We start from the raw sequence: 22,703 nt of genomic DNA, 5'->3' as shown, positions 1-22,703 counted from the left end.
TGCTCTCCAGAAACGACTTGGGAATACTCAATGACGCGCGTTCTTCGTTCGCAGCCGGCCGTGAAGCATCCGTGGTACGACGTGCAGGGGCTGCTGCCGCGTCGCGGCCGTCTGGCGCTTGCCCTGTGCACGCTGCTGGCGCCCGGGGCGCAGGCGGCGGAAGAAGCGGGGCTTGATCCGGAACGACAGCGTACCGATGCCCGGCTGTTGGACAAGGTCTCGGTACTCGGGTCGCAGATCGCCGGTGGCGGCGCGCAGGCAGCCTTGCCGGTGGTGGCTGTGGACCGCGAGCAGATCGATGCCACCCTGGCGACGAACGGCAACGAGTTGTTCCGCAGCCTGCCGCAGTTCGGTGATGTCGCCGTCACGGAAAAGGGCACCACCAACGCAGGGCGGAACTCCAATGTCGCCCGCGGCGACGTGGGCTCGATCAACCTGCGCAACCTCGGCGCCAAGTACACGCTGCTGCTGATCAACGGCCGCCGTACCGTGCAGCACCCTATCAGCAACAGCGGCGATGACACCACCTACAACGCCAATGCGATTCCGACCTTCGGCCTGGAGCGCGTCAACCTGCTGCTCGATGGTGCGGCCTCGATCTACGGCTCCGACGCCGTGGCCGGCGTGGCCGATCTGGTGACGCCGAGCAACCTGCAGAATGGCGGTGGCATCAAGCTGAACTACGGCAAGGTCACGGACGGTCACCGCGAAGATGTCTCCCTGGACGGCTACTTCGGCAGTGATTTTGCCGACGGCCGCGGCAACATCTCGGTGCTGTATGGCGTTTCCCGGCGCACGGCGCAGCGTAATTCCGATGCCTGGTTCACCGCGACCGACGGTCGCCGGCCGCTGGGCGATGGCACCAGCGTGCCCAATCCCGACGGCACGGCCGGCTTCAGCACGCGAACGCCGTGGGGTCATTTCGACACGTACGCCGATGGCCGGCGCACCGGCAGCTGGCATGTCGATCCGGCCACCGGCGCGCTGATCTCCGGCACGGTGCCGACGCGCTATCACTATGATTCGGCCGCCGAGCCGGGCATCACCTCGTCACCGTCCATCCGCAAGGGAAATGTGTTCGCCAGCGGTCGCTTCGATCTCACCGACAGCATGCAGTTGTTTGGTGAGCTGGGCTACTACCGGGCCACCTCCGAATCCTGGGTGAGCAGCGAGTCGGGATTCGGCGGGGACGGTTTCCTGCTGCATATCCGGCCGGATGCGTATTGGGTGCCCGAATCCCTGCGCGGTGCCGATGCGATCCGGCTGCTGAACTACCAGTTCGCCGATTCCGGGATCCGCCGGGTCAAGGTGGACAACGATCAGTCGCGCCTCCTGCTGGGCCTTCGCGGTTGGACCGAAAGCGGCTGGAACTGGGAAACGGCCTTGCTGTACTCGCGTGCTCGCAGCACCGACACGCAGCAGGGTGGGCTGACCGATGCCTTCATCACCGCAGTGAGCCGCACCGATGCCGGTGCCTACAACCCGTTCAGTGGCGGTGATCCGGCCAGTATTCGGGTAGGGGATGCTACGCCCTACGATACGTCCTCGTTCATTGGCGAGGCGACGCGCGAAGGGACGACCGAACTGGCGCTGTGGGACTTCAAGGTCAATCGCCCAGACCTCGTGAGCTGGTATGCCGGTGACATTGGCCTCGCCGCGGGCGTTGAGTACCGGTATGAAAGCCGTACCGATGATCGCGATAAGAATATCGATGGCAGCCATCCTTATACGGATTGGTATACCGGCACCGTCGCGGCCAGCAATTTCTTCACGCATAGCCCGCGACCGGATGTCCACGGCAGCCGCAATGTCAAATCGGCCCTGATCGAACTTGCGGTGCCGTTGATCTCGCCTGCGCAGAATGTGCCACTGGTTCAATCGCTGGACCTGCAGATCGCAGGTCGCTGGGAGGACTACAGCGATGCCGGTAGAGTGGCCAAGCCGAAACTGGCGGCGGCCTGGAAGGTGAATGAAAGTGTGCTGCTGCGTGGCTCGATCAGTGGCGGCTTCCGCGCGCCGGGGCTGGAGCTGGTGAACTCGCCGCCGACCTACGGGTTCGGCTTCAACAACGATGCGGTCCGCTGTCACGCGTTGATCAGCAAGGGCGCGCAGCCCGATTACACCGCCTGCTTGAATGCTTACAGCAGTGGTTCGCAGGTCAAACCAACGGTGAGCGCGGTGACCTCCTACGGAGATGACGTCAAACCGGAGACTACCCGACAGTCATCATGGGGCGCGGTACTGGAGCCGCAATTTCTGCCCGAACGTCTGGGCGCGATCAGCCTGAGCGTGGATGCCTGGAGGGTGGAAGTAGAAAACCCGATCAACACCCTGGGTGAGGAGCTGCTTTACGACACCTACCTGCGCGTGGTGGAAGGCAGTAGCAATGCGAACGTGGTGCGTGCTGCGGTTACGGCCGAAGACGCGGCGTTGTTTGAAGGGTCCGGGCTTGCGCCTGCGGGCGTGGTGACGCATATCTACAACCGCTACCAGAACCGCCGGCCGCTGACGGCTTCGGGCGTGGACTACAACTTCAATTGGCGCGTGCGCGACACGGCGTGGGGCAACTTCGCGGTCCTGCTCAGCGTCAGTCAACTCGGGGAATATACCCAGCAGAAGCCCGCCGAGATCCAGCAGGTAGCGGCAGCCATTGCGAACGGGCAATTGAACATCATCGCGCCCGACTTGGGCGCGGCCAACGAGGTCGGCATCAACGGCGCAAAGCCCGAATGGCGGGGCAGTGCCACGTTCATCTGGAACCTGCAGGACTGGACGGTCCGCCTGCGCGACGATTACATCGGCAGCGTCAGGGCCGGCGCATATTCCGACCGCACGCCCTACGTCGTCAAGGCCACCCAGCGCTGGGCGTTGTCGGTAAAGAAGGATTTCAACGAAGGGCGCCTCAACGGCACTTCGGTGGAAGTCGGCGCACGCAACCTGTTCAACGAAGAACCGCCGCTCAATGCTTCGGGCAACTACCTGAGCGCGTTGCATGAAACCTACGGACGTTACCTGCACGTTGGCATTTCCAAGAACTGGTGATCCGCATGAATACCTACACACGTGCCTTCTGCCTGCTGTTCGTCCTGGCTGCGGTTGCGTGCAGCCCCCAGGCCGACCCCACCTCGGCGCAGGCCTGCGCTGCCGCGCCCCCTGTGCCGGATTTCGCGGGCGAGCACGCCGCATGGGTGAAAGACCGTGCGGCGGATCTGGGCAAGGCCGATGGCTGGATCAGCCTGATCGGGCTGCACTGGATCGAGGCCGGAACGCAAAGCGTGGGTGCTGGGGCGGGCAACACCCTCGAGCTGGCCATCGCACCGGATCGACTGGGCCAGGTGGAGCAGCGAGCGGATGGCGTGTACTTCACGCCCGTTGAAGGCGAGCGTGTCACTGCCGACGGCAGGTCCGTTCACGGCGAGGTGCGCTTGAATCCTGAGGGAAAGGGGGCTGGGACCAAGCTGGCTTATGACGGGGGCAGAGGCCAGATCACGGTGATCAAGCGCGGTCAGCGTGTGGCCTTGCGGGTGCGCCACGCCGATGCACCGGCGCGGCTGCATTTCACCGGCCTGGACTTTTTCCCACCCGAAGAGCGCTGGAGTGTGCAGGCACGGTTCGTTCCGCACCCCGCCGGCAAGACCCTGCCGATTGTGAGCGTGATCGGCGAGGTCGCCGATGCCCCGAACCCCGGTTACGTACAGTTCGAACAGGATGGTCGCCAATGGCGGCTGGAGGCATTGGGCGATCCGGCGAAGAGCCTGAACTTGATGTTTCAGGACCAGACCACCGGCCGGCAGACTTATGGAGTGGGACGCTATCTTCGCACCGGCCCCGTGGCGGCGGACGGCACGGTCACGCTGGACTTCAATCGCGCCTACAACCCGCCCTGCGCTTACACGGATTTCGCCACCTGCCCACTGCCGCCGCCGGAGAACCGCCTGGCGGTGGAAGATGACCGTGGTCAGCGCGTACGGCTGGCGGTGCTGGCAGGCGAGAAAAAGTACGCGCTCGCCCAGCACTGAGCGGACTTCTGCCGTATACCTGAAACCGAGGTCTGGCACATCGCGCCGCTCTCTTTCGTGTCAATTGCCGAGAACACGTCCGCTGGCCGCTCGCGTCAAACAGTCCATTGACTCCCGGATCACCTCTGGGGAGCGGCTTCTTTGCCCGACCGCCGGGCATCCCAAGGCGCCAAAGGTACAAATGACGCAAGTAGCTGGTCAACCGTTGCCCTGATCTTTGGCGCAAGATCGCGTGTTGCTGGCCACAAGGCCTGGATAGGCTGGCCTTCAACGCCTTGCGGAGCCAGGATGGCGACGAGTTTCCCGCTACACAGTTCATCTGCAACAAGCCAGGTCGGAAGCTGAGCAATACCCAGTCCATCAAGTACTGCGCTGCGTAGCGCCTCCCCGTCGCTGATGATGTGCCGTCCATTGATGGCGACCTCGGCCACTCGACCGGTGTCGTCGAGCAGCGCCCAAGGCAGAATTCGTCCCAAGCTGCCAAAGGTAACGCAGTCGTGCGCGGCCAAATCGGCTAAGTGTGCAGGCGAGCCGCGCTCTGCCAAGTATGCCGGTGAGGCGCAGGTGATCAATCGTTGATGACCGAGATTTCGGGAAGAGAGGGACGAGCTGTTGCCGGGGTCACCCAGCCGCACGACCATATCGAATCCTTCCTCGAGGAGGTCGACGGCGCGATCGGAGAACCCTACTTCCAAGCGGAGCTTGGGATGGCTCCGTGCCAATTCTAGCAATTGGGGCATGACCCATCGCCTGCCGAAACTTACCGGCAAGCTGATACGCAAGGTGCCTGCAACTTCGCGTCGGCGAGACGCCGCACGTGCTTCGGCCTCGTCCAGTTCTGCGAGCACCTTCAGGCAGCTTTGGTAGAAGTCCGATCCCTCTTCGGTGAGCGCCAGTCGACGCGTCGTGCGCTCCAGCAGGCGAATTCCGAGCCGCCGCTCCAGAGTTGAAACGCTCTTGCCGACCGCTGATTTGGTGACGCCCAGCCGTTGAGCTGCGGCGGTGAAGCTGCCGGCATCTACTGATTGAACGAACACGCTGATGCCTTGAAGGCGCGAAGCGCTGTAAGTGGACATAGGATTTCGAGTTGGCAAGTTTAGGTTGTCAGTGTATATAGAATAATTAATCAATGGAGACGATTAATTGTCAATAGACTGAGGCACCGCGATGATGCGAGGTGCCAGAGAATTGAACATGACGAACACGATGATGAAGGTCTGGCAGCTGCCAGCAACGGGGTTGTCGCATCTTGAGATGGTTCAGCGCCCTATCCCTGCGCCGGGTCCCAACGAGCTGCTGGTGAAGGTCGCAGCGGTGTCTCTGAACTATCGAGATACGTTGGTCATCAATCGCGCGTTGCTCCAAGATCATCCCGCAATGCCGTTTGTTCCCGTATCCGACATGGCGGGCGCAGTGGTCGCGACGGGAGCGGGCACGACTCGATTCAAGGCCGGGGACAGGATTGTTGGCAACTTCTGGACCCAATGGCTGGATGATGATCCGCCCGTTGAGATGCTCCGACACGGCCTTTCGCTCGGCGGCCCGCTGCCAGGCATGCTCGCCGAATACGTGGTCATCCACGAGGACGCTGCGGTCCACTCGCCTAGCTCACTCACCGATGAAGAGGCTTGCACGTTGCCAGTTGCCGCGCTTACCGCGTGGTTCGCACTGACCGAGGCGGCGGATGTTCGCGCGGGACAGACTGTCGTGGTCCAAGGGACCGGTGGCGTCTCTCTCTTCGGCCTGCAATTTGCCAGCGCGCTGGGCGCGCGGGTCATCGTGACCTCGCGCAGCGACGACAAACTCAGCCGGGCAAGGAGCTTGGGTGCCTGGGCAACGATCAACGCCCTGCAGACGCCTGATTGGGCACACGCGGTCGTCAAACTGACAGAGGGCGAGGGCGCTCACCACATTTTAGAGATGATCGGTGGCGACAACCTGCGACAGTCCGTAGAGGCCTTGGCAGGGGGAGGGCACATCCTCCAAATCGGCTTCATGGAAGATGCTGAACTTCGTCTGCCGGCGATCCCGCTTCAGCTCCGACGTGCCACGTTACGCGGCGTTTCCGTTGGGCACAGGCGTTCTTTCCAAGAGATGAACCATGCCATCGATTCGTTCGGCATCAAGCCGGTGATCGATCAGGTCTTTTCCTTCTCCGAAGCGCTTGTCGCCTTCAAGCGGCTTGAGGACGGAGCATTCGGCAAGGTGGTGATTCGGGTCTATTGAAATGAATCCACTCGAAGCGCACGGGCAGAGTTCCAGCACTGCGGATCCAACCGAGGCTTACCCATCAAGCCCCGCTTTGAGGACAGGAAGACTGGCTGTCAGTCGTATCGATATGAGTTGATTGCGACTGCCCAGTGCAGAGGAGGCTGGCGGCTTGCGCCGCCAGCCTGAGGACTCGTGAGGGCCCCCGTCCTCTCTTTTAAAAGTAGTAGGCGGCGGAAAACGCCACGATGTCTGTGCCGACATCATATTTTCCTTGCACTGTGCTTCCCGTGGCCGACACCAATGACACCTCGGGCTCATCGAGGAAGAGGTGTGTGTAGCCAAAGCTGTATTCGGCAGACTGGGACGCACGATAGGTCGCGCCCAGAGACACCCACTTTCGGTCGGTATCTGGCACGCGAACATCGCGGATGTTGTCGGTGACCGGGCTTTGGTCAGTCGCAAGGCCCCCGCGCAGCGTGAGCTTTTCGTTATAGCGATACTCGGCGCCGATGGAAGCAAACGTCGTATCCCGATAGCCGAAGTCTAACGTGCGCGTGGGCTGAGCTGAGTCGAAGTCCAGCCGCACTTCCGCAAACTTCGACCAGCCCGTGCGGGTGACATCGGCCATGACGGTCCAGCGATCATTGACTTGATGACTGATGCTGCCGGTCAGCGTGGCGGGAAGATTTAGCGCAGTGCTGGCTTGTGTGTCGACAAACCACCCCGGCCGGGCCGCTGCCAGGAAGGGGGCGGCACTAGCTGGAACGCCGAAGCTGATATCCGCATCGTTGAGCTTGTGGTCGACCTTGGACCGGTACGCGATGCCAATATTGGTCCCTTCCGCTGGCGTGAAAAGACCGCCCAGTGTGAAGCCAACCGCGTCATCCTTGGCCTCGATTCTGGTGTAGCCATCCGCACTGCCGGGGGAAAAGCCTGGTGCTCGGGCGCCGGCTAGAATCGCACCAAAGTCGACGGCGTCGTAGAGCTCAGCTTCTGCGCGTTCGAGAAAGACTGAGGCGCCAAAGGACACATAGGGATTTACGTCATAGGATAACGAGAGGCCCAGATCGACTGCCTTGATCTCCGTTTTGATGCCGTTGTATCGACCAATCCAGTTGCTGTTGTATTCGGTTTTGAAGCCAAAAGGTGCCGTCAATGAAAGCCCAAGGTGAGCCTTGTCGCCCAAGGGGGTGTGAAAGTACAGGGCAGGCACCGGACTTGTGTCGCCCGCGTCGCCACCACCACCTCCAGATTGAGGGCGGCCCAGCGCGTCGCTGCCTTGGCCCTTGAAGTCGATCGTGTAGTTCACAACGCTTGCGTCAGCCTGGAAGAGGCGCCCATCTAAGAGGCGCATCGCAGCCGGGTTGTCGGCAATGACCGATGCGTCGCCTGGCGCGCTGATCGAGCCCGCGAAGGCCCGCCCTAGGCCCTTGGCGCTTTTTTCCTTCAACTGGAATGCAGCGGCGCTCGCATTGTCAGCCACGCTGGCCAAAGCACTCAGCAACGCAAGTGCGAGTATCGTTTTTGTGGTCATTGCTTGCCCTCCACAGGCAAATGTCGGTCCGACAGTTCGCGCGTAAGGAGATATCTGGGGCCCAGACGTCCTCCTACCGGCGTAATTCGCCCGGCGTGATGCCTAGGATTGCCTGACGTCAGGTTTCCATCAGCCAGCAGGGTTTGTCGGATTCTTCGTCGAGTGACCATTGAAGTCAAGCGTCACTTCTGTACTTTTTGTGAACGGCTACCCGAATGGTCACCATTTGCTCGCATCCCTGGGGGGCGCTACTCTTGCCCAATGTCTACTTCAATCCCCGCAGCGCTTGATGCCGGGCGCGGCCCCGCTGAGCATGACGTGCGCACCCAGATCATCGATGCTGCCACAGCCCATTTCAGCCACTACGGCTACGACAAGACCACGGTCTCCGACCTGGCCAAAGCCATCGGCTTCTCCAAGGCCTACATCTACAAGTTTTTTGCCTCCAAGCAGGCAATCGGGGAGGTGATCTGTGCCAATTGCCTGACTCAGATAGAAAGCGACGTGGACACCGCCTTGCAGGGGGTCCCAGATGCGCCGGATCGGCTCCGGGTGCTCTTCACCGCCATCGTGGACGCCAGTCTTCGCTTGTTCCTGCAAGATCGCCGACTGTATGAAATTGCCGTGGCGGCCGCGACGGATCAATGGCCGTCGACCCAGGCCTACCAAGGGCGCATCCGGCAACTTGTCGAAGAAATTCTGGAAGAGGGACGCGCATCCGGGGCGTTCGAGAACAAGACGCCGCTCGATCAGACCAGCCGCGCGGTCTACCAAGTCTTGGTCCCTTATCTGAATCCAGTGACGCTTCCTCACTTGTCAGGGCTGCATGAGGAGGCGCCCAAGGCAATGCAGGAGCTGGTTCTGAGGAGTCTCGCTCCATAATGTGTGACGGTTGACTATATCGGTCACTAGGAACACAATGCTTCCGGATATCCCACTCCGGAAGGCCGTATGCGTCGCTGTTTTGTAGTCCTAGCCGTCTCCTGCGTTGTTCCGTTGTTCCTTGTGGCCTGCGGTAAGTCGGACCACATCGACCCCCGCACTGCGCCGCCCATCGTCCGGGTTGCTCAAGTACAACCGGCCGCGGGAAACACGCGTACCTTCACGGGCACCATCGCCGCACGCGTGCAGAGCGATCTGGCTTTCCGAGTGGGGGGCAAGGTCACCGAACGCCTCGTAGAGACCGGGCAAACGGTCAAGCGTGGCGACGTGCTTTACCGGATTGATCCCATTGATCTGAACCTGGCAGCCGCCTCTCAGCAGCAGGCGGTTATTGCGGTCCGCGCGCAAAGCGTTCAAGCGATTGCTGACGAAGCGCGGTATCGCGATCTGGCGGCAAAGGGCGTTGTATCCCGATCGGCTTACGACCAGATCAAAGCGGCGGCGGACGCAGCATCGGCACAGCTCAAAGCGGCTGAAGCACAAGCCCGGGTTGCGCGTAATGCCAGTCAATACACAGCGCTGGTCGCCGATGCCGATGGGGTGGTCATGACCATCTCCGCTGAACCCGGCCAGGTCGTCGCGGCCGGACAGATGGTCGCCAGGCTTGCTCGCGCGGGCAGCCGAGAGGCGGTCGTCCAACTGCCGGAGACACTTCGTCCCCAGATCGGCTCGGTCGCCTTGGCGTCTTCGTTCGGGGGAAGCGGCAAGATCCCCGCAAGGTTGCGCGTGCTCTCTGAATCGGCAGACCCCGCCACCCGTACCTTTGAAGCCCGCTACACGCTGGAAGACGGCAATACGCCGCTGCCGTTGGGCTCAACGGTGGCGGTTGAGCTCTCAGGTGCAGCACCTGCCAGCACCGCGGCAGGCGTTGAAGTACCGTTGGGCGCGCTGTTTGATCCTGGCACCGGTCCCGGCGTATGGGTGATCGGTGGTGACCCGCTCAAAGCCCATTGGACGCCGGTAGCCGTCAAGCAGTTGGGCGATGACCAGGCCTTGGTTGAGGGTGCCCTGAAAGCGTCGGATCGCGTGGCCGCCCTTGGCGCACATCAACTACGGGAAGGGCAGGTGGTTCGTCTGTCTGACACGGCCAAGAGCCCCGCTGCAAACGGAGCCCACCCGTGAGTGGATTCAATCTGTCGGCACTTGCGGTGCGCGAGCGCGCCATCACGGTCTTTTTGATCTTTCTGATCTCCGTTGCCGGCATCGTCTCGTTCTTCCAGCTGGGCCGGGCGGAGGACCCGGCGTTCACCGTGAAGGTCATGACCGTAGTGACGGCCTGGCCGGGTGCCACGCCCACGGAAATGCAGGACCAGGTTGCCGAGAAGCTGGAAAAGCGCTTGCAGGAGCTGCGCTGGTATGACCGCAGCGAAACCTACACCCGGCCTGGGTTGTCCTTCACCACGCTGACGCTGCAGGACGGCACGCCCCCTTCGCAGGTGCAGGAAGAGTTCTACCAGGCGCGCAAGAAGATGGCAGACGAAGCCGCGAATCTGCCCGCAGGCGTGATCGGCCCGATGGTCAACGACGAATACGCGGACGTGACCTTTGCCCTTTTTGCACTGAAGGCGAAGGGTGAACCGTTCCGCCTGCTCGCCCGCGATGCCGAGACTTTGCGCCAGCGGCTGCTGCACGTTCCTGGTGTGAAAAAGGTCAACATCATCGGTGAGCAGTCCGAGCGGATTTATGTGGAGCTTTCCCACGAACGTTTGGCGAACCTGGGCATCACGCCGCAGGACGTGTTCACGGCGCTGAACGGGCAGAACGTCCTGACGCCGGCCGGTTCCGTCGAGGCCAATGGGCCGCAGATATTCATTCGCCTGGACGGGGCGCTGGACCAGCTGGAAAAGATCCGTGATACGCCCATCGTGGCACAGGGCAAGACGCTGAAACTGCGGGACATCGCCACCGTCAAGCGTGGTTATGAGGATCCGTCGACTTTCATGATCCGCAATGGCGGCGAGCCGGCCATGCTGCTGGGCATCGTCATGCGTGACGGTTGGAATGGCTTGGATCTTGGTGCCTCACTGGATGCGGAGGTTAAAAAGATCAACGACGGACTTCCCGTCGGTATGGCACTGGACAAGGTCACCGATCAGGCTGTGAACATCAGCTCGTCGGTTGACGAGTTCATGATGAAGTTCTTCGCCGCGCTGCTAGTAGTGATGCTGGTGTGCTTCGTCAGCATGGGCTGGCGAGTGGGTATCGTGGTGGCGGCGGCCGTGCCGCTGACGTTGGCTGCTGTGTTTCTGATAATGGCCGCAACCGGCAAGAACTTCGACCGTATCACGCTCGGCTCGCTGATCCTGGCGCTCGGTCTGCTGGTCGACGATGCGATCATTGCCATCGAAATGATGGTGGTGAAGATGGAAGAAGGTTACAGCCGGGTCAAGGCATCGGCCTACGCTTGGAGCCATACGGCAGCGCCCATGTTGGCCGGTACCCTGGTGACTGCGGTAGGGTTCATGCCAAATGGTTTCGCCCGATCCACTGCTGGCGAATACACCAGCAACATGTTCTGGATCGTGGGTATCGCGCTGATCGTGTCGTGGGTGGTCGCGGTGTTCTTTACGCCCTACCTGGGTGTGAAGCTTCTCCCTGAGCTCAAAACCGTAGAAGGGGGGCACAGCAGCCTTTACGACACGCCCCGCTACAACCGCTTCCGATCGATCCTAGCGCGGGTGATCGCACGCAAGTGGCTTGCCGCAGGTTCGGTGATCGGCTTGTTCGTGCTTGCTGTGGTGGGCATGGGGCTGGTGAAAAAGCAGTTCTTCCCGATCTCTGATCGCCCCGAGGTGCTGGTCGAGGTGCAGATGCCCTACGGTACCGCCATTGAACAGACCAGCTTGGCGACCAAAAAAGTCGAGAACTGGCTTTCGGAGCAGGAAGAATCGAAGATCGTCACTGCTTACATCGGTCAGGGCGCGCCTCGGTTCTTTCTGGCCATTTCACCTGAATTGCCCGATCCCGCGTTTGCCAAGATCGTGATCCGCACCGACAGCCAGGACCAGCGCGATGCACTGAAAGCAAAGCTCCGTCACGCGGTGGCCGAGGGACTGGCGCCCGAAGCGCGTGTGCGCGTGACGCAGCTGGTGTTTGGTCCGTATTCGCCATACCCGGTGGCCTATCGGGTGAGTGGACCGGATCTAGACGTTATCCGTGGCATTGCGGCCACGGTCGAGCAGATCATGCACGCCAGCCCGATGATGCGGACCGTCAACACCGACTGGGGCGTGCGCACGCCGACGCTGCACTTCACGCTGGATCAGGACCGCTTGCAGGCGATGGGGATGACCTCGGCGTCGGTCTCGCAGCAGTTGCAGTTCTTCCTGAGCGGGGTGCCAGTGACCGCGGTTCGCGAGGACATCCGCACCGTCGAAGTGGTCGCTCGATCTGGCGGGGACACGCGCCTGGATCCCGCACGCATTGCCGATTTCACCTTGGTTGGCGCCGCTGGCCAGCGCGTGCCTCTATCGCAGATCGGCTCCGTCGAGGTCCGCATGGAAGAGCCGGTGCTGCGCCGGCGTGATCGTGTGCCGACCATCACCGTGCGTGGTGATATCGACGATGCCCTGCAGCCGCCGGACGTATCCGCGGCGATCAGCAAACAGCTTGAGCCGCTCATCTCCTCGCTGCCAGACGGTTACGCCATTGCCCAGGCCGGCGCGATTGAAGAGTCCGGCAAGGCGATGAGCGCCATGCTGCCACTGTTCCCGATCATGCTGGCGATCACGTTGCTGATCATCATCCTGCAGGTGCGGTCCATCTCGGCAATGATCATGGTCTTCATGACCAGTCCGTTGGGGCTGATCGGGGTGGTGCCAACCTTGCTGCTGTTCCAGCAGCCGTTCGGCATCAACGCACTGGTTGGATTGATTGCACTGTCGGGCATCCTGATGCGCAACACGCTTATCCTCATTGGTCAGATCCACGAGAACGAAGAGGCAGGAATGGAGACGTTCCACGCCATCATCGAGGCGACGGTTCACCGTGCGCGCCCGGTGATTTTGACCTCCCTGGCAGCGGTCCTTGCCTTCATTCCGCTGACCCATTCAGTGTTCTGGGGAACGCTTGCCTACACGTTGATCGGCGGCACCATCGCCGGCACCGTGATGACGCTGGTATTCCTCCCGGCGATGTATGCCATCTGGTTTAAGGTCCGAGCGGAGAAGACCCCCGTTGCCTGACATTGGCCCGGACCTCTTTTATATGGGAAGTGATTTATGAGCATTGCCGACAAAGATCGCATCGTGGTGACCGGAATGGGCGTGGTCAGTCCACTGGGCTGCGGGGTTGAAACCGTCTGGTCACGTCTCTTGGCAGGGCGCTCCGGCATCGGGTCGCTGGGAGCCGATCTTGCGGCGGGAACCGGCTGCGGAGTCGGTGGACGCGTGCCTGACCGCCTTCAAGATCCTGAGGCGGGCTTCGATTCCAGCGGCATTATCGCGCCGAAGGATCTGAAGAAGATGGATCGGTTTGTCGAGTTCGCGTTGGTCGCTGCCCACGAAGCGCTTGCGCAGGCAGGCTGGAGTGAGGCTGATGAGCGTGGCCTGCTGAGAACGGCGACCGTGATTGCGACCGGGATCGGTGGGTTTGGATCCATCGTCAATGCAGTTCACACCACCGAAAACCGTGGGCCTGGCCGGTTGTCGCCCTTCACTGCGCCGACCTTCCTGGCCAACATGGCGGCGGGGCAGGCATCGATCCGGTATGGTTTCAAGGGTCCGCAGGGTGCGCCCGTCACGGCATGCGCTGCGGGGGTCCAAGCCATTGGTGATGCGGCGCGCTTCATTCGCTCGGGGGAGGCGGACATCGCGTTGTGCGGTGGTGCGGAAGCGGCGATGCACCGGGTCAGCCTGGGCGGCTTCGCGGCGGCCAAGGCGCTCAGCACGTCGTTCAACGACATTCCCCAAGCAGCCTCTCGCCCATTTGATGAGCAGCGGGACGGGTTTGTCATGTCCGAAGGGGCAGGGCTGCTGGTGATCGAGCGACTCGATCACGCCTTGGCGCGCGGTGCCGCACCACTGGCCGAACTGGTGGGCTACGGCACGACCTCTGACGCCTACCACCTGACCGCGGGTCCCGATGATGGCAGTGGAGCGCGCCGGGCGATGGAGATCGCGCTCGCGCAAGCCGGCATTACTCCGGAGCAGGTTGATCACATCAATGCGCATGCCACCTCCACTCAGGTGGGCGACCGGGCAGAGCTTGCAGCGATGCGTGCGCTGTTTGGTTCCCGGCCCGATCTTCTGATCTCGGCCACCAAGTCCAGCACCGGGCACCTGCTCGGGGCAGCAGGCGGCATCGAAGCAATCTTCACCGTGCTGGCCTTGCGTGATCAGGTGGCGCCAGCGACGCTCAATCTCGTTCATCCGGATAAGTTAGCCAAAGGGCTTTCGATCGTGGCCGGTGAATCTCAGAAGGCCGAAATGGAGTTTGCGCTGACCAATGGGTTTGGGTTTGGTGGCGTGAATGCCAGCGCAGTATTTCGGCGTCTGTGAGAACGAGCAGCGAAACGCTCCCGATGAGCAAGACCGCAGTGCGGTGGGAAAACGCAAGGTCCAGAAGTCGTCAGGGGATCTTGGAGGCTGCTGCCGACGTGTTCGCGAAGGACGGTTATGAGAGCGCGACGATGAAGCGGATTGCAGAGGTGTGTGGCGTGACGAAGGTCACGGTCTACGCGCACTTTCGCGACAAAGCACGTCTTTACAAAGCGGTCATGGACGGGCACGTAGCGACGATGCCCGCACTCACGCTTGGCATGGGTGCGGGAGTTGAACTTAGCAATGCGCTTGCCTGCATCGACGAGGGCATCCAGGTACTGGCGTCGCATCCGTCCTGTCAAGCATTTTGTCAAACATTGATGCGCTCTGAGCTGGACAAGAACGCTTACCTGCAGCATTGGAATGCGGTGCTTCAACCGTATCTGAATTTCGCAATACGAGCTCTTGCGAACGCTTCACCAGGCTCGAACAATGCCACAGACGGTGAGAAGTTCTTAAGGTTGATCGTCGCGGAGAACGGCTTGCTGCAAACAACAGTGCCGATGTCCGCTAGCGAGACAACGGTCGGGTTGTTTGCGCGCGCTTACGCCGCAGGTTGCTCGGGGCGAGCTAGCTCAAGGGCATAACGGTGGAGCAGTGATTGACTGAGAGGTTCGACGCTTCCCAAGGGCAAGTCTGACACCTGGCACCCGCTTGGGTCGGCCGAAATCTGTTCAGCTAGAGGTATAGGCACTCCCCCCGTTCAAGCAGGCGATTGCTGCGCTTATGGTTTCCACGGCGAGCCTATGCTTGGCAGGAACCCTCTGTGTGTTGTGACACTCATTAGATGCCTGCCAAGCTCCACGCTCCCGGGTACTCACTGCTGCTTTCGAGGATTCTCTGCTGTTACTGCTGCAGCGCCATACCCATGGTCGCTGTATGGGATGCCTTAAAGCGTTTCCACCAGCCCGCCGTCTACAGGCAGTGTGACGCCATGGATGTAATCAGCCTCGTCACTGACAAGGAACAGTGCGGCATGTGCAATGTCCTCGACTCGACCAAGCCTGCCAGCAGGCTTTGCCGCCACCATGGCCTGCGCCGCTTCCCCATGGGAAAAATTGGCGACCATCGGCGTGTCGATCAGGCCGGGTGCGATGGCGTTGGCACGGATACCTTGATGGCCATAGCCAGCGGCGAGCTGGCGGGTGTAACCGACGATTCCATGTTTAGTGGTGGTATAGGCGGCCCCACCTCCGCCGCCACGCAAGCCGGCCCCGGAGGCGATGTTGAGAACCACCCCCTTACCCTGCGCAAGCATGTGCGGAAGCACTGCGTTAGTCACGGTGTAGACGCTAGTCAGGTTTACCGCGATGAGCGCGTTCCAGCGCTCGGGCGGAGTGTCGAGAGTTTGCGCGTACGCATCGAAGGCGCCGGCGGTGTTGCTGAGAATGTCGACGCGCCCGTATGCCTCGATAGCCTCTGCGACCGCCGATGCGACCTTCGTGGCATCGGTGACGTCAATCATAACGGCGATCGCGCGTCCACCCGCCTCGGTGATGACAGCTGCAACCTTCGCGGCGGCTTCCAAGTTAAGATCCGCGACGACAACTGCCGCGCCTTCCTCGGCGAAGCGCTGCGCCTGCGCCGCGCCCAGCCCGGAGCCCGCACCTGTGATGAAAGCGACTTTGTCTTGCAACCTGTGTGACATCAGAGTTCCTTCAGAGCGAGAAAAACGGTTGGCAGCAGCAGCGGAGTAATAGATCAGTGAACGCCGCGCCATGCGAGCGTGCCACCGTCAATCCGGAACACGGCGCCGGTCGAGAACGACGCTTCTTCCGACGCGAGGAAGCACACCAACTTCGCCACCTCTTCCGGGCGGCCGAGACGCTGGATTAGATGCGGACCCCAGAGCCTCTTCTCGACCTCGGCCCGGTCCGGTGCAGCCGCAACGCTCTGTTCAAGCATGGGTGTAGAGATCGCTCCAGGAGCATAGGCATTGCAGCGAATACCGCCATCGGCGAGATCCACGGCGATCGCCTGTGTCAGCATCACGACCCCTCCCTTGCTCGCGGCATAGGCAGGCAGCCCCGGATAGGCGACCGTGCTTGCTACCGATGCTCCGTTCACAATAGCCGGGCTGCGGCGTGACTTCCGGAGATAAGGGGCGGCGAATTTTGTCGCGAGCCACATCGCCTTCAGGTTGATGTCCATCACGGCATCCCAAACCTCTTCGGTCAGATCCTCCACCGACGGTGCGGTTCGGGCGACGCCGTCATCGGTAACACCGGCATTGTTTACCAAGACGTCCAGTCCTCCGGCTTGCTTCACCGTTTCATCGATCATGTGGCGGATCGCATCCGAGCTGCGCAGATCGGTTTTCAGGAACAGCGCTTTGGCGCCTGCCTGCCGCACCTCTTCCGCAGCGGCCTCTCCCTTGTCTTGCTGAACGTCCGCGAGTGTGATCCAGGCAGCACCCTCCCGCGCGGCCTGTACCGCTATGGCCTTCCCCATTCCCTGGGCGGCCCCTGTGACAATCACAATGCGATCTTGAAGGCGGTTCATGAGCTTCTCCTCGTTTGTCAGACCACATCACGGGCTTGGCGCAACGTGGTTACGATGTGCTATATGTATCATTCAAATTAGATGACGCGTCAACAATAGCATGCGGGATGTAGAGAACGAAAGCTGGGAAACCGCACTCACTTGGGCAGTCCTGCCAGCTGGCCGCGCATGGCAGCGAGCTGCTGGAGCGGCACTCGCGCGGCTAGGCATCTCCCTTTCGGCCGCAGCTTTGGTCCTCGTGATAGTCCGGCTTGGCGACGGTATCCGCCAGAAGGATGTCGCCGAGGCGTCGGCTATTGATCCGGCGGCCATCGCACGCTCGGTCACTCAGCTCGAACTTGATGGGTTGCTGCTCCGCCGAACCGATGCGGTTGATGCACGAGCGAAAACGCTGCACCTCACTGCACAGGGGAGGGAGCTGGCGGCCAAGCTGGAGGATGCGTTGCAGGAACTTCGAGGTGTTGTCGTTGCCCGGATGGATCCAGAAGACGGGATGGCAGCCGCTCGTATACTGCGTGAGTTGGAGGAGGCGTGCGTTGCTTTTGTCTCTTCTCAATCACCAACCTAATCGCAGGAACCTTGAGTACGCTTTCTCATCGGTATGGCCTTGCTGTCCGACTTCATAACGCCACGCCATAGCGGCAAGCTCGCTGACTCAGCTTTTGCAAGGCCGATTAACATCCCGTTCGCCTTCGGTATGGTGGAAAACCGCTGCTCAGTGAGTCACGGTATAGTGGTCCTAGCAGACCGCACGAAAGACGCACGTAAATTAGAAGCTAGAACACCTTGTCGCCAGAAAACTAGCTGTTCGGAAGGCATTGGTCAGACAAGCGGGGCGTTGGTCGCCCCGCTCCGCAAATCATCGGCCTAGACGCTCGGTGATGAAACGAACTTGTTCGGCGAGAACCTCCGCATCTTCGGGAGCGCCACGAAAGCCGGCGTGGGGCATGGCTTCAAAAACGTGCAAATCGGCCTCTATTCCAGCGCGCCGCAACGCGCGGTGCATGATCACAGTCGTTGATAGAAGGATGTCGCGGGTGCCGGAGATAAGAAGGGTAGGTGGGAAACCCTTTGTGTAGTCCGCAAAGACAGGCGAAAGCTCCGGGTCTCGCAGATCCGTACCATTGGCATACAGGGCAAAAGTCTTGGGCATCCGTGTCTTTAAAACGACGTCGATATGCTGATTGGTTTCGTAGGTATCCCCTGATTCGGAAATGTCGGCGCCCGGCGTGAAAAGAACGGCGGCAGCGGGGAGCGGTTCTCCGCGATCCCTCATTCGGATCAGCATCGCCGGCGCCAACCCGCCCCCGGCCGACACGCCGAAAACGGCCACGTTTTCAGGGCGATGCTCTTCAAGCACTCGTAAATAGGCGTCGCACACGTCATCCAGGCCGGCAGGGAAGGGGAAGTCCACCGGCATCCTGTAGTCGATCGAATAGACCCTGCAGCCGGACGCACAGGCGAGAGGCAGGGCGGCGATGGCGGCCGCGCGATCACCCCCGACGATAAATCCGCCGCCATGCACATAGAGGATTGCGCGGCTTTCGTCTTCCGGCGCGAGATTTTCAGGTGTTATCACATACAACGATGCATTCGCGAGGGGCAGTGCCTCGATCTTTGCGGGGTACCTGAACTCAAGCTCCGATACATGGCTCATTACCATCTCTTGCATAGAGTCGATATACACGCGCCATGCCGCTTGATCTTCCGGATCGGGCTCCTCAGTTTCTCGGGCAGGCGGCGGTGCAGCTAGAAACGCCTGGGCTTGCGAACTGATTGTCATAGGGACTGGGATACGTCGCTCAGGAACAACAAGGTCGCCTTTCAGAGAGGTTTCATTTGATCCTGCGTTCACACTGATCTCCATTTTCCAAGCACCAGTTAGTCGGATTCCAATATTCACTGGGCGAATTGCGGGTCAAGTAGGCTGCACATCAGGTGCTTGAAATCCTGCGCTCCACTGTATTGAACGCAGTATCTAGCGGCGCTATTCTAAGTTTCCTGACAGCGTTAGGCCGTCAGATGCAGAAGCAGCGCACCTTTATCAACAGAGGTGAACTGCTGTGCTCAGCGCAAGGTTGGCGTCGCTCCATTTGTCGTCTCGCCTGCCGTGAGGATGGTTCGGCAAAAGGAGTTGACAGTCAGGTGCTCATCCAGGGTGATCATCCGGCCATCCGGTAGAACGACCGTTCCACTCATGGTCGAGAGCAGATAGCAGTACATGCGCGTACCGCTGGCGACCGTCCAATGGCTGTATGCGCGGCCATGAGCTGCGATTTCGACATCTACCTTGCATCCTTCGGCTTCCATCTGAAGCGACCAGCGCACAGGAAGATTCATCCCGGTGCGAGGATCCTCCCATTTCTCTGTGATCACAAAGCGGGTCTGTTGTGCGGCAGAGCTGAAGTTGACCTGTTCGGAGCCGTACTTGACGAAGCCGATGTCCATCGGGCCAGGTTGGAAGAAGTTGATCTTCACGTCGTCCTTAATGGTGTAAAGCCACCACATCCACATCGGTGCCGGAAGATTTTTGATGGGGTCGTTGGACTGCCCCGTGATGATATGTTCGCGAACGCCATAACCGTCGGTGATGGTCAGGTTATGGTTGTCGGTCTTGATAGTTCCGTTGACCTTAACGAAAGCGTCGTAGCCTGCGCGATCACCCTCGTGAGCCTTGTTGAACGGACCCCAGTTCCACAACGCCGTACCGATCTGTTCGTAGACCAAGTTTAGTTCTGCTTCTCCAGCCGTCCCCTCGATCGTCCAGCGCGGCGGCTGTGCCACGAACCGTAGTCCGTCGAAGTCCCACACAACCTTGTCGTCTGTCGCTGTAACGGTGAATTTGTCCTTATGGATGCGTTCGCTCGGCGTCCAGCCAACGCGCACGAAGTTGTTGTTGCTCATGCTGCCGCGTTGTGACTTCGGCACGATGATCAGCTGAATCTCTCGCTCCGCGGAATGGCCGGGTCCCCAGATGCCCTGACCGTTACCGAAGAGTGCGTAGCCTGCTGCCCAGAGCAGAACGTCGCAATCACCAGCCTCAGCCACAACGCCTGCCGCGGTCTCCTCCCAGATATCGTACTGGCCCGATGGAGTTGCTAGGGACTCGTAGTGAGTGGTCTCATCGGCAAGGGTGACCTCAGCCGTCGAATGCTGAATTTTGTTGTACTTATCGTTGTAGTCATTGCTCATTTTTCCACCTTCCGGTTGATGTTCATTTTGGTGTTCTGTGCCAGGTGATGTGGCGGCTGTCATCGCAAAATGAAGGGCATCAGAACGTCGTCAACGAAGCTGATTATCTGGGTTTCAGAAGGCCGGGATGACGTCACTAATACTTCGTGCAGGAAGTAGCCGCGGATAAGTGATGCGACGCGTGCTGGATCGGGTGTGGCGCTTATCTCGCCGCGCGCACGTGCGCCCCGGATCAGCCGGTCGGCATATGCCGTCTCATGGTGCTGAACCATTCCTTTCGAAATCTCGCCAAGTTCGTGAGACAGGCGGGAGGCGACGATTAGCCCAACCACCAAGTTCGGATTGGCCCGAAAGGATGTGAACTGCTCAGAGAGTATCTCGACAAGCTCGTCGCGCAGACAGTCGCTCTCCTGCACAGGGCGGACGGTCTCGACCTCCCTAAGCACGGCACGCCGGAGGCACGCGGCGAGCAATTCCTCCTTGTGGGCCCACCGCCTGTATGCGGTCTTGGTGCTTGCGCCCGCCCGCTCGCAGACGGCGAGGATCGTCAGCCGTTCGAAGCCCACCTCGCCGAGGATTTCGAGGGCTGCATCAAGAAGGGCATTCTCCCGAGTGACGTCAAGAGGGCGGCCGGGAGCCGGTTTACCTTGAAGGGTCGATGCCATAAAAACGACACTATATCGTTTCCTAATGGCATGCAACATGTGCTCTGTCGGTGGATTGCTCTCCTGCTTGTCCGACCAGGTCAACGTGTTCAATGAAAGCCAGTCCCTCAAGGGCACGCAGAAGTCCGGGCTGGCCCACACCTTCGGCATGGATTTCTATCCGGCGGTGGGCGGGAACATGGGCGTCAGCCTAGGCGATAGCGAGCTGGACACCCGCGACGGTGGCCGGGTCGACCGCAAGTCGGTGAGCCTGTTCGGTGGCCGTGCCTCGCCTGACACCGATTGGCAGAGCAAGCTGGAATGGCGCCGCGATGCCGGTGCCGAGCGCCGCACGCGATGGGTGAGCGCCAACCACCTGAGCCACAAGATCAACGAGAGCTGGCGGATTGCCGGGCGCTTCCACTATGCCGATACCGATGACGTGCTCAACCCCATCGCGAGCGCGAGCTTCATCGAAGGCAATCTCGGCCTCGCCTACCGGCCTTGGAATGGCGACCGTTGGGGGTGTTTGGGCGCTATACCTACCTGTATGACCTGTCGACGATGGGCCAAGTCAAAGGCTTGGACTACGATCAGCGCACCCAAGTGTTGTTGCTGGAATAGGTACGGCCTGGCCGAGTACCGCTGGTTGGATGTGCGCGATGGCGGCCAGCGCGAAGGCTGGATGGCAGGGTTGGATCGAGATGTTACCCGCAGCATGCGGGTGGGCGTGGGCTACAACTTCACCAGGTTCAGTGACGACCTGACCGACTTCGATTACGACCATCGTGGCTATTACTTGAACTTGGTGGGACGTTACTGAGCTTCCCCATCTGAATGCTGCATCGCAGTCACTGCGTTGCAGGCGTGTTTTGTGCAGGCATGGCCGCAATGGCGCCAAGGCGACCGTCAGCGCGCTGTTGGCTGCCTGAGGCGAGACGCGCCAATAATCAGATGATCGCTGCCAGTCGAAGAGATGCTCAGTGGACATTGCAGGTTCGACGCGCCCTGGTCGATGATAGTCCGGTGCGGGCGATACAGATGCAGGTCGAGCCGGCACGCGCTGGGCGCGTGGGTGTATTGCTGGCCATAATGGGTGGCAGCGATCTTGCACTTGGCACTCAGATCAGCGGCAAGCCGCCGTTGCTGGCCGCGCTGACGCGGGCAAGGGTTCGATGGCGCCCGGCGTTATGGACGATCTTGCTCGCTACGCCCGGCTTGCTGTGGCACTTTTTCACAAAAGTGTCCCGCTTCCGACGAATGCCAAGCGCGAATATTTTGGTGTAGTTGATCCAAGCAAACAGCCGTTGCGCGCGTCAACAATTCCAGAGCTCTTAAAACCCGTGTGACACCAACTTCCGAATCTCACATGAACAGGGCCCGGCTGATCCTGACGGCAGTCTCCGCGTCCGGGTTTGACCATGGGCCGATGCGTTCCGCAAATACGGCGATAGACAGTTCGCGACGGGCAGGGAGCCTGTCGCGCTCTGCGGCTGCCAGTGCTGGTGCGATTTACTCGAAGCGTAGGTTTGTGCAGTAAATCGGGGAGCCAGATTGCTGACGCCATGACTGAGCAAGCACGCCCGCATCAAAGCCATGGAATCCAGTGTCGTTTATCAACATCATCGCAACCTCGCGATCATTCTCCCTGTCTGCTGCGATAGCAACGGCGATGTGATCCGGATCACCTTCGGGGCTTGCATTTCCGGCGAATGGTCCGGCCGCGATCGCGTTCCAGACTTTGGCAACTGGCCGCCCAAAGAAGTCCTGGACCCATTCACTTTCCACTTGTCCCGCCTGCATTTCGGGATTGGAACCGTCGCGGACCGGGAGATGATTGGCAGTGTCGATGACCACAGTCTTCGCTGGTGGCGCGACGATGAAGGGTCTGACTTTTTCGAATGCGCTATGCGGCATGGAGAGGATCGCAACGTCCACGCCCGCGAGCGTTCCGTCCGCCGTCGCCGCGCATGCGCCGGTTTCCAGTGCCGTGGCTGCAATCGCCTCTGGGCCGCGCGAGTTCGCTATCGTCAAGCCATGCCCTGCGGTGGCGAGCCTACGGGCAAGTGTCGCGCCGATGCTTCCGGGGCCAAGAATACCGATCTTCACGATGGCCTTT

At 60.7% G+C, this 22,703-nt stretch carries 18 protein-coding genes; 10 read left to right on the top strand and 8 right to left on the bottom strand.

The features are described from left to right. Positions 1-30 precede the first annotated feature (30 nt). Positions 31-3,042: a TonB-dependent receptor plug domain-containing protein gene (locus BCL79_RS03875; RefSeq protein WP_121037621.1), complete on the top strand. Its 3,012-nt coding sequence runs from the start codon at positions 31-33 to the stop codon at positions 3,040-3,042. 5 nt (positions 3,043-3,047) lie between these two features. Further along, positions 3,048-4,019, top strand: coding sequence for a DUF1684 domain-containing protein (locus BCL79_RS03870; protein ID WP_121037618.1), 972 nt, complete (start codon positions 3,048-3,050; stop codon positions 4,017-4,019). Between the two features lie 119 nt (positions 4,020-4,138). Here the strand turns inward: BCL79_RS03870 and BCL79_RS03865 are convergent, their stop codons facing one another. Next, positions 4,139-5,095, bottom strand: coding sequence for a LysR family transcriptional regulator (locus BCL79_RS03865; protein WP_121037615.1), 957 nt, complete (start codon positions 5,093-5,095; stop codon positions 4,139-4,141). A gap of 118 nt (positions 5,096-5,213) precedes the next feature. On the opposite strand from BCL79_RS03865, the gene BCL79_RS03860 reads away from it, so the two are divergent. Next, entirely contained in the window at positions 5,214-6,245 is a 1,032-nt protein-coding gene (locus tag BCL79_RS03860; RefSeq protein ID WP_121041118.1) for a zinc-dependent alcohol dehydrogenase family protein, read from the top strand. 199 nt (positions 6,246-6,444) lie between these two features. On the opposite strand, the gene BCL79_RS03855 is transcribed toward BCL79_RS03860, so the two are convergent. Then, a complete protein-coding gene (locus tag BCL79_RS03855) occupies positions 6,445-7,764 on the bottom strand; it encodes an outer membrane protein transport protein (RefSeq protein WP_121037612.1) in 1,320 nt (439 codons plus the stop codon). A gap of 261 nt (positions 7,765-8,025) precedes the next feature. On the opposite strand from BCL79_RS03855, the gene BCL79_RS03850 reads away from it, so the two are divergent. The 5 genes from BCL79_RS03850 (at position 8,026) to BCL79_RS03830 (ending at position 14,833) form a co-directional block, all read left to right on the top strand. Next, a complete protein-coding gene (locus BCL79_RS03850; RefSeq protein WP_121037609.1) occupies positions 8,026-8,646 on the top strand; it encodes a TetR/AcrR family transcriptional regulator in 621 nt (206 codons plus the stop codon). 69 nt (positions 8,647-8,715) lie between these two features. Beyond that, positions 8,716-9,828 carry an efflux RND transporter periplasmic adaptor subunit gene (locus tag BCL79_RS03845; RefSeq protein WP_183073665.1) on the top strand — a complete coding sequence of 371 codons (1,113 nt, stop codon included), beginning with the start codon at positions 8,716-8,718 and terminating at the stop codon, positions 9,826-9,828. Next, complete coding sequence (locus BCL79_RS03840) at positions 9,825-12,890, top strand: efflux RND transporter permease subunit (protein WP_121037604.1); 3,066 nt, start codon at positions 9,825-9,827, stop codon at positions 12,888-12,890. The genes BCL79_RS03845 and BCL79_RS03840 overlap by 4 nt, the downstream gene beginning before the upstream one ends. A gap of 36 nt (positions 12,891-12,926) precedes the next feature. Next, positions 12,927-14,204: a beta-ketoacyl-ACP synthase II gene (gene fabF, locus BCL79_RS03835; RefSeq protein ID WP_121037601.1), complete on the top strand. Its 1,278-nt coding sequence runs from the start codon at positions 12,927-12,929 to the stop codon at positions 14,202-14,204. A gap of 23 nt (positions 14,205-14,227) precedes the next feature. Continuing rightward, entirely contained in the window at positions 14,228-14,833 is a 606-nt protein-coding gene (locus tag BCL79_RS03830) for a helix-turn-helix domain-containing protein (RefSeq protein WP_147433849.1), read from the top strand. Between the two features lie 302 nt (positions 14,834-15,135). Here the strand turns inward: BCL79_RS03830 and BCL79_RS03825 are convergent, their stop codons facing one another. Both BCL79_RS03825 and BCL79_RS03820 read right to left on the bottom strand, forming a co-directional pair. Then, complete coding sequence (locus BCL79_RS03825; protein ID WP_121037595.1) at positions 15,136-15,894, bottom strand: SDR family NAD(P)-dependent oxidoreductase; 759 nt, start codon at positions 15,892-15,894, stop codon at positions 15,136-15,138. A 53-nt stretch (positions 15,895-15,947) separates the two neighbouring features. Beyond that, a complete protein-coding gene (locus BCL79_RS03820) occupies positions 15,948-16,748 on the bottom strand; it encodes an SDR family NAD(P)-dependent oxidoreductase (protein ID WP_121037591.1) in 801 nt (266 codons plus the stop codon). 100 nt (positions 16,749-16,848) lie between these two features. On the opposite strand from BCL79_RS03820, the gene BCL79_RS03815 reads away from it, so the two are divergent. Then, entirely contained in the window at positions 16,849-17,316 is a 468-nt protein-coding gene (locus BCL79_RS03815; RefSeq protein ID WP_121037588.1) for a MarR family winged helix-turn-helix transcriptional regulator, read from the top strand. A 291-nt stretch (positions 17,317-17,607) separates the two neighbouring features. On the opposite strand, the gene BCL79_RS03810 is transcribed toward BCL79_RS03815, so the two are convergent. The 3 genes from BCL79_RS03810 to BCL79_RS03800 form a co-directional block, all read right to left on the bottom strand. Further along, positions 17,608-18,615: an alpha/beta hydrolase gene (locus BCL79_RS03810; RefSeq protein WP_121037585.1), complete on the bottom strand. Its 1,008-nt coding sequence runs from the start codon at positions 18,613-18,615 to the stop codon at positions 17,608-17,610. Between the two features lie 200 nt (positions 18,616-18,815). Further along, positions 18,816-19,940, bottom strand: coding sequence for a hypothetical protein (locus BCL79_RS03805; RefSeq protein WP_121037582.1), 1,125 nt, complete (start codon positions 19,938-19,940; stop codon positions 18,816-18,818). Positions 19,941-19,999: 59 nt separating this feature from the next. Continuing rightward, positions 20,000-20,605: a TetR/AcrR family transcriptional regulator gene (locus BCL79_RS03800; protein WP_183073664.1), complete on the bottom strand. Its 606-nt coding sequence runs from the start codon at positions 20,603-20,605 to the stop codon at positions 20,000-20,002. 67 nt (positions 20,606-20,672) lie between these two features. On the opposite strand from BCL79_RS03800, the gene BCL79_RS03795 reads away from it, so the two are divergent. Continuing rightward, positions 20,673-21,407 carry a hypothetical protein gene (locus BCL79_RS03795; RefSeq protein WP_259462100.1) on the top strand — a complete coding sequence of 245 codons (735 nt, stop codon included), beginning with the start codon at positions 20,673-20,675 and terminating at the stop codon, positions 21,405-21,407. Between the two features lie 689 nt (positions 21,408-22,096). Here BCL79_RS03795 and BCL79_RS03790 read toward each other — a convergent pair. After that, positions 22,097-22,693, bottom strand: a complete 597-nt coding sequence (locus tag BCL79_RS03790) for an NADPH-dependent F420 reductase (RefSeq protein WP_220668895.1) — start codon at positions 22,691-22,693, stop codon at positions 22,097-22,099. Between the last annotated feature and the right edge of the window lie 10 nt (positions 22,694-22,703).

It is taken from the genome of Stenotrophomonas rhizophila (assembly GCF_003651185.1).
Classification (GTDB): Bacteria; Pseudomonadota; Gammaproteobacteria; order Xanthomonadales; family Xanthomonadaceae; genus Stenotrophomonas; species Stenotrophomonas maltophilia_Z.
The sequence above is the reverse complement of the archived record's forward strand: the minus strand, read 5'-3'. Positions and strand labels throughout refer to the sequence as shown.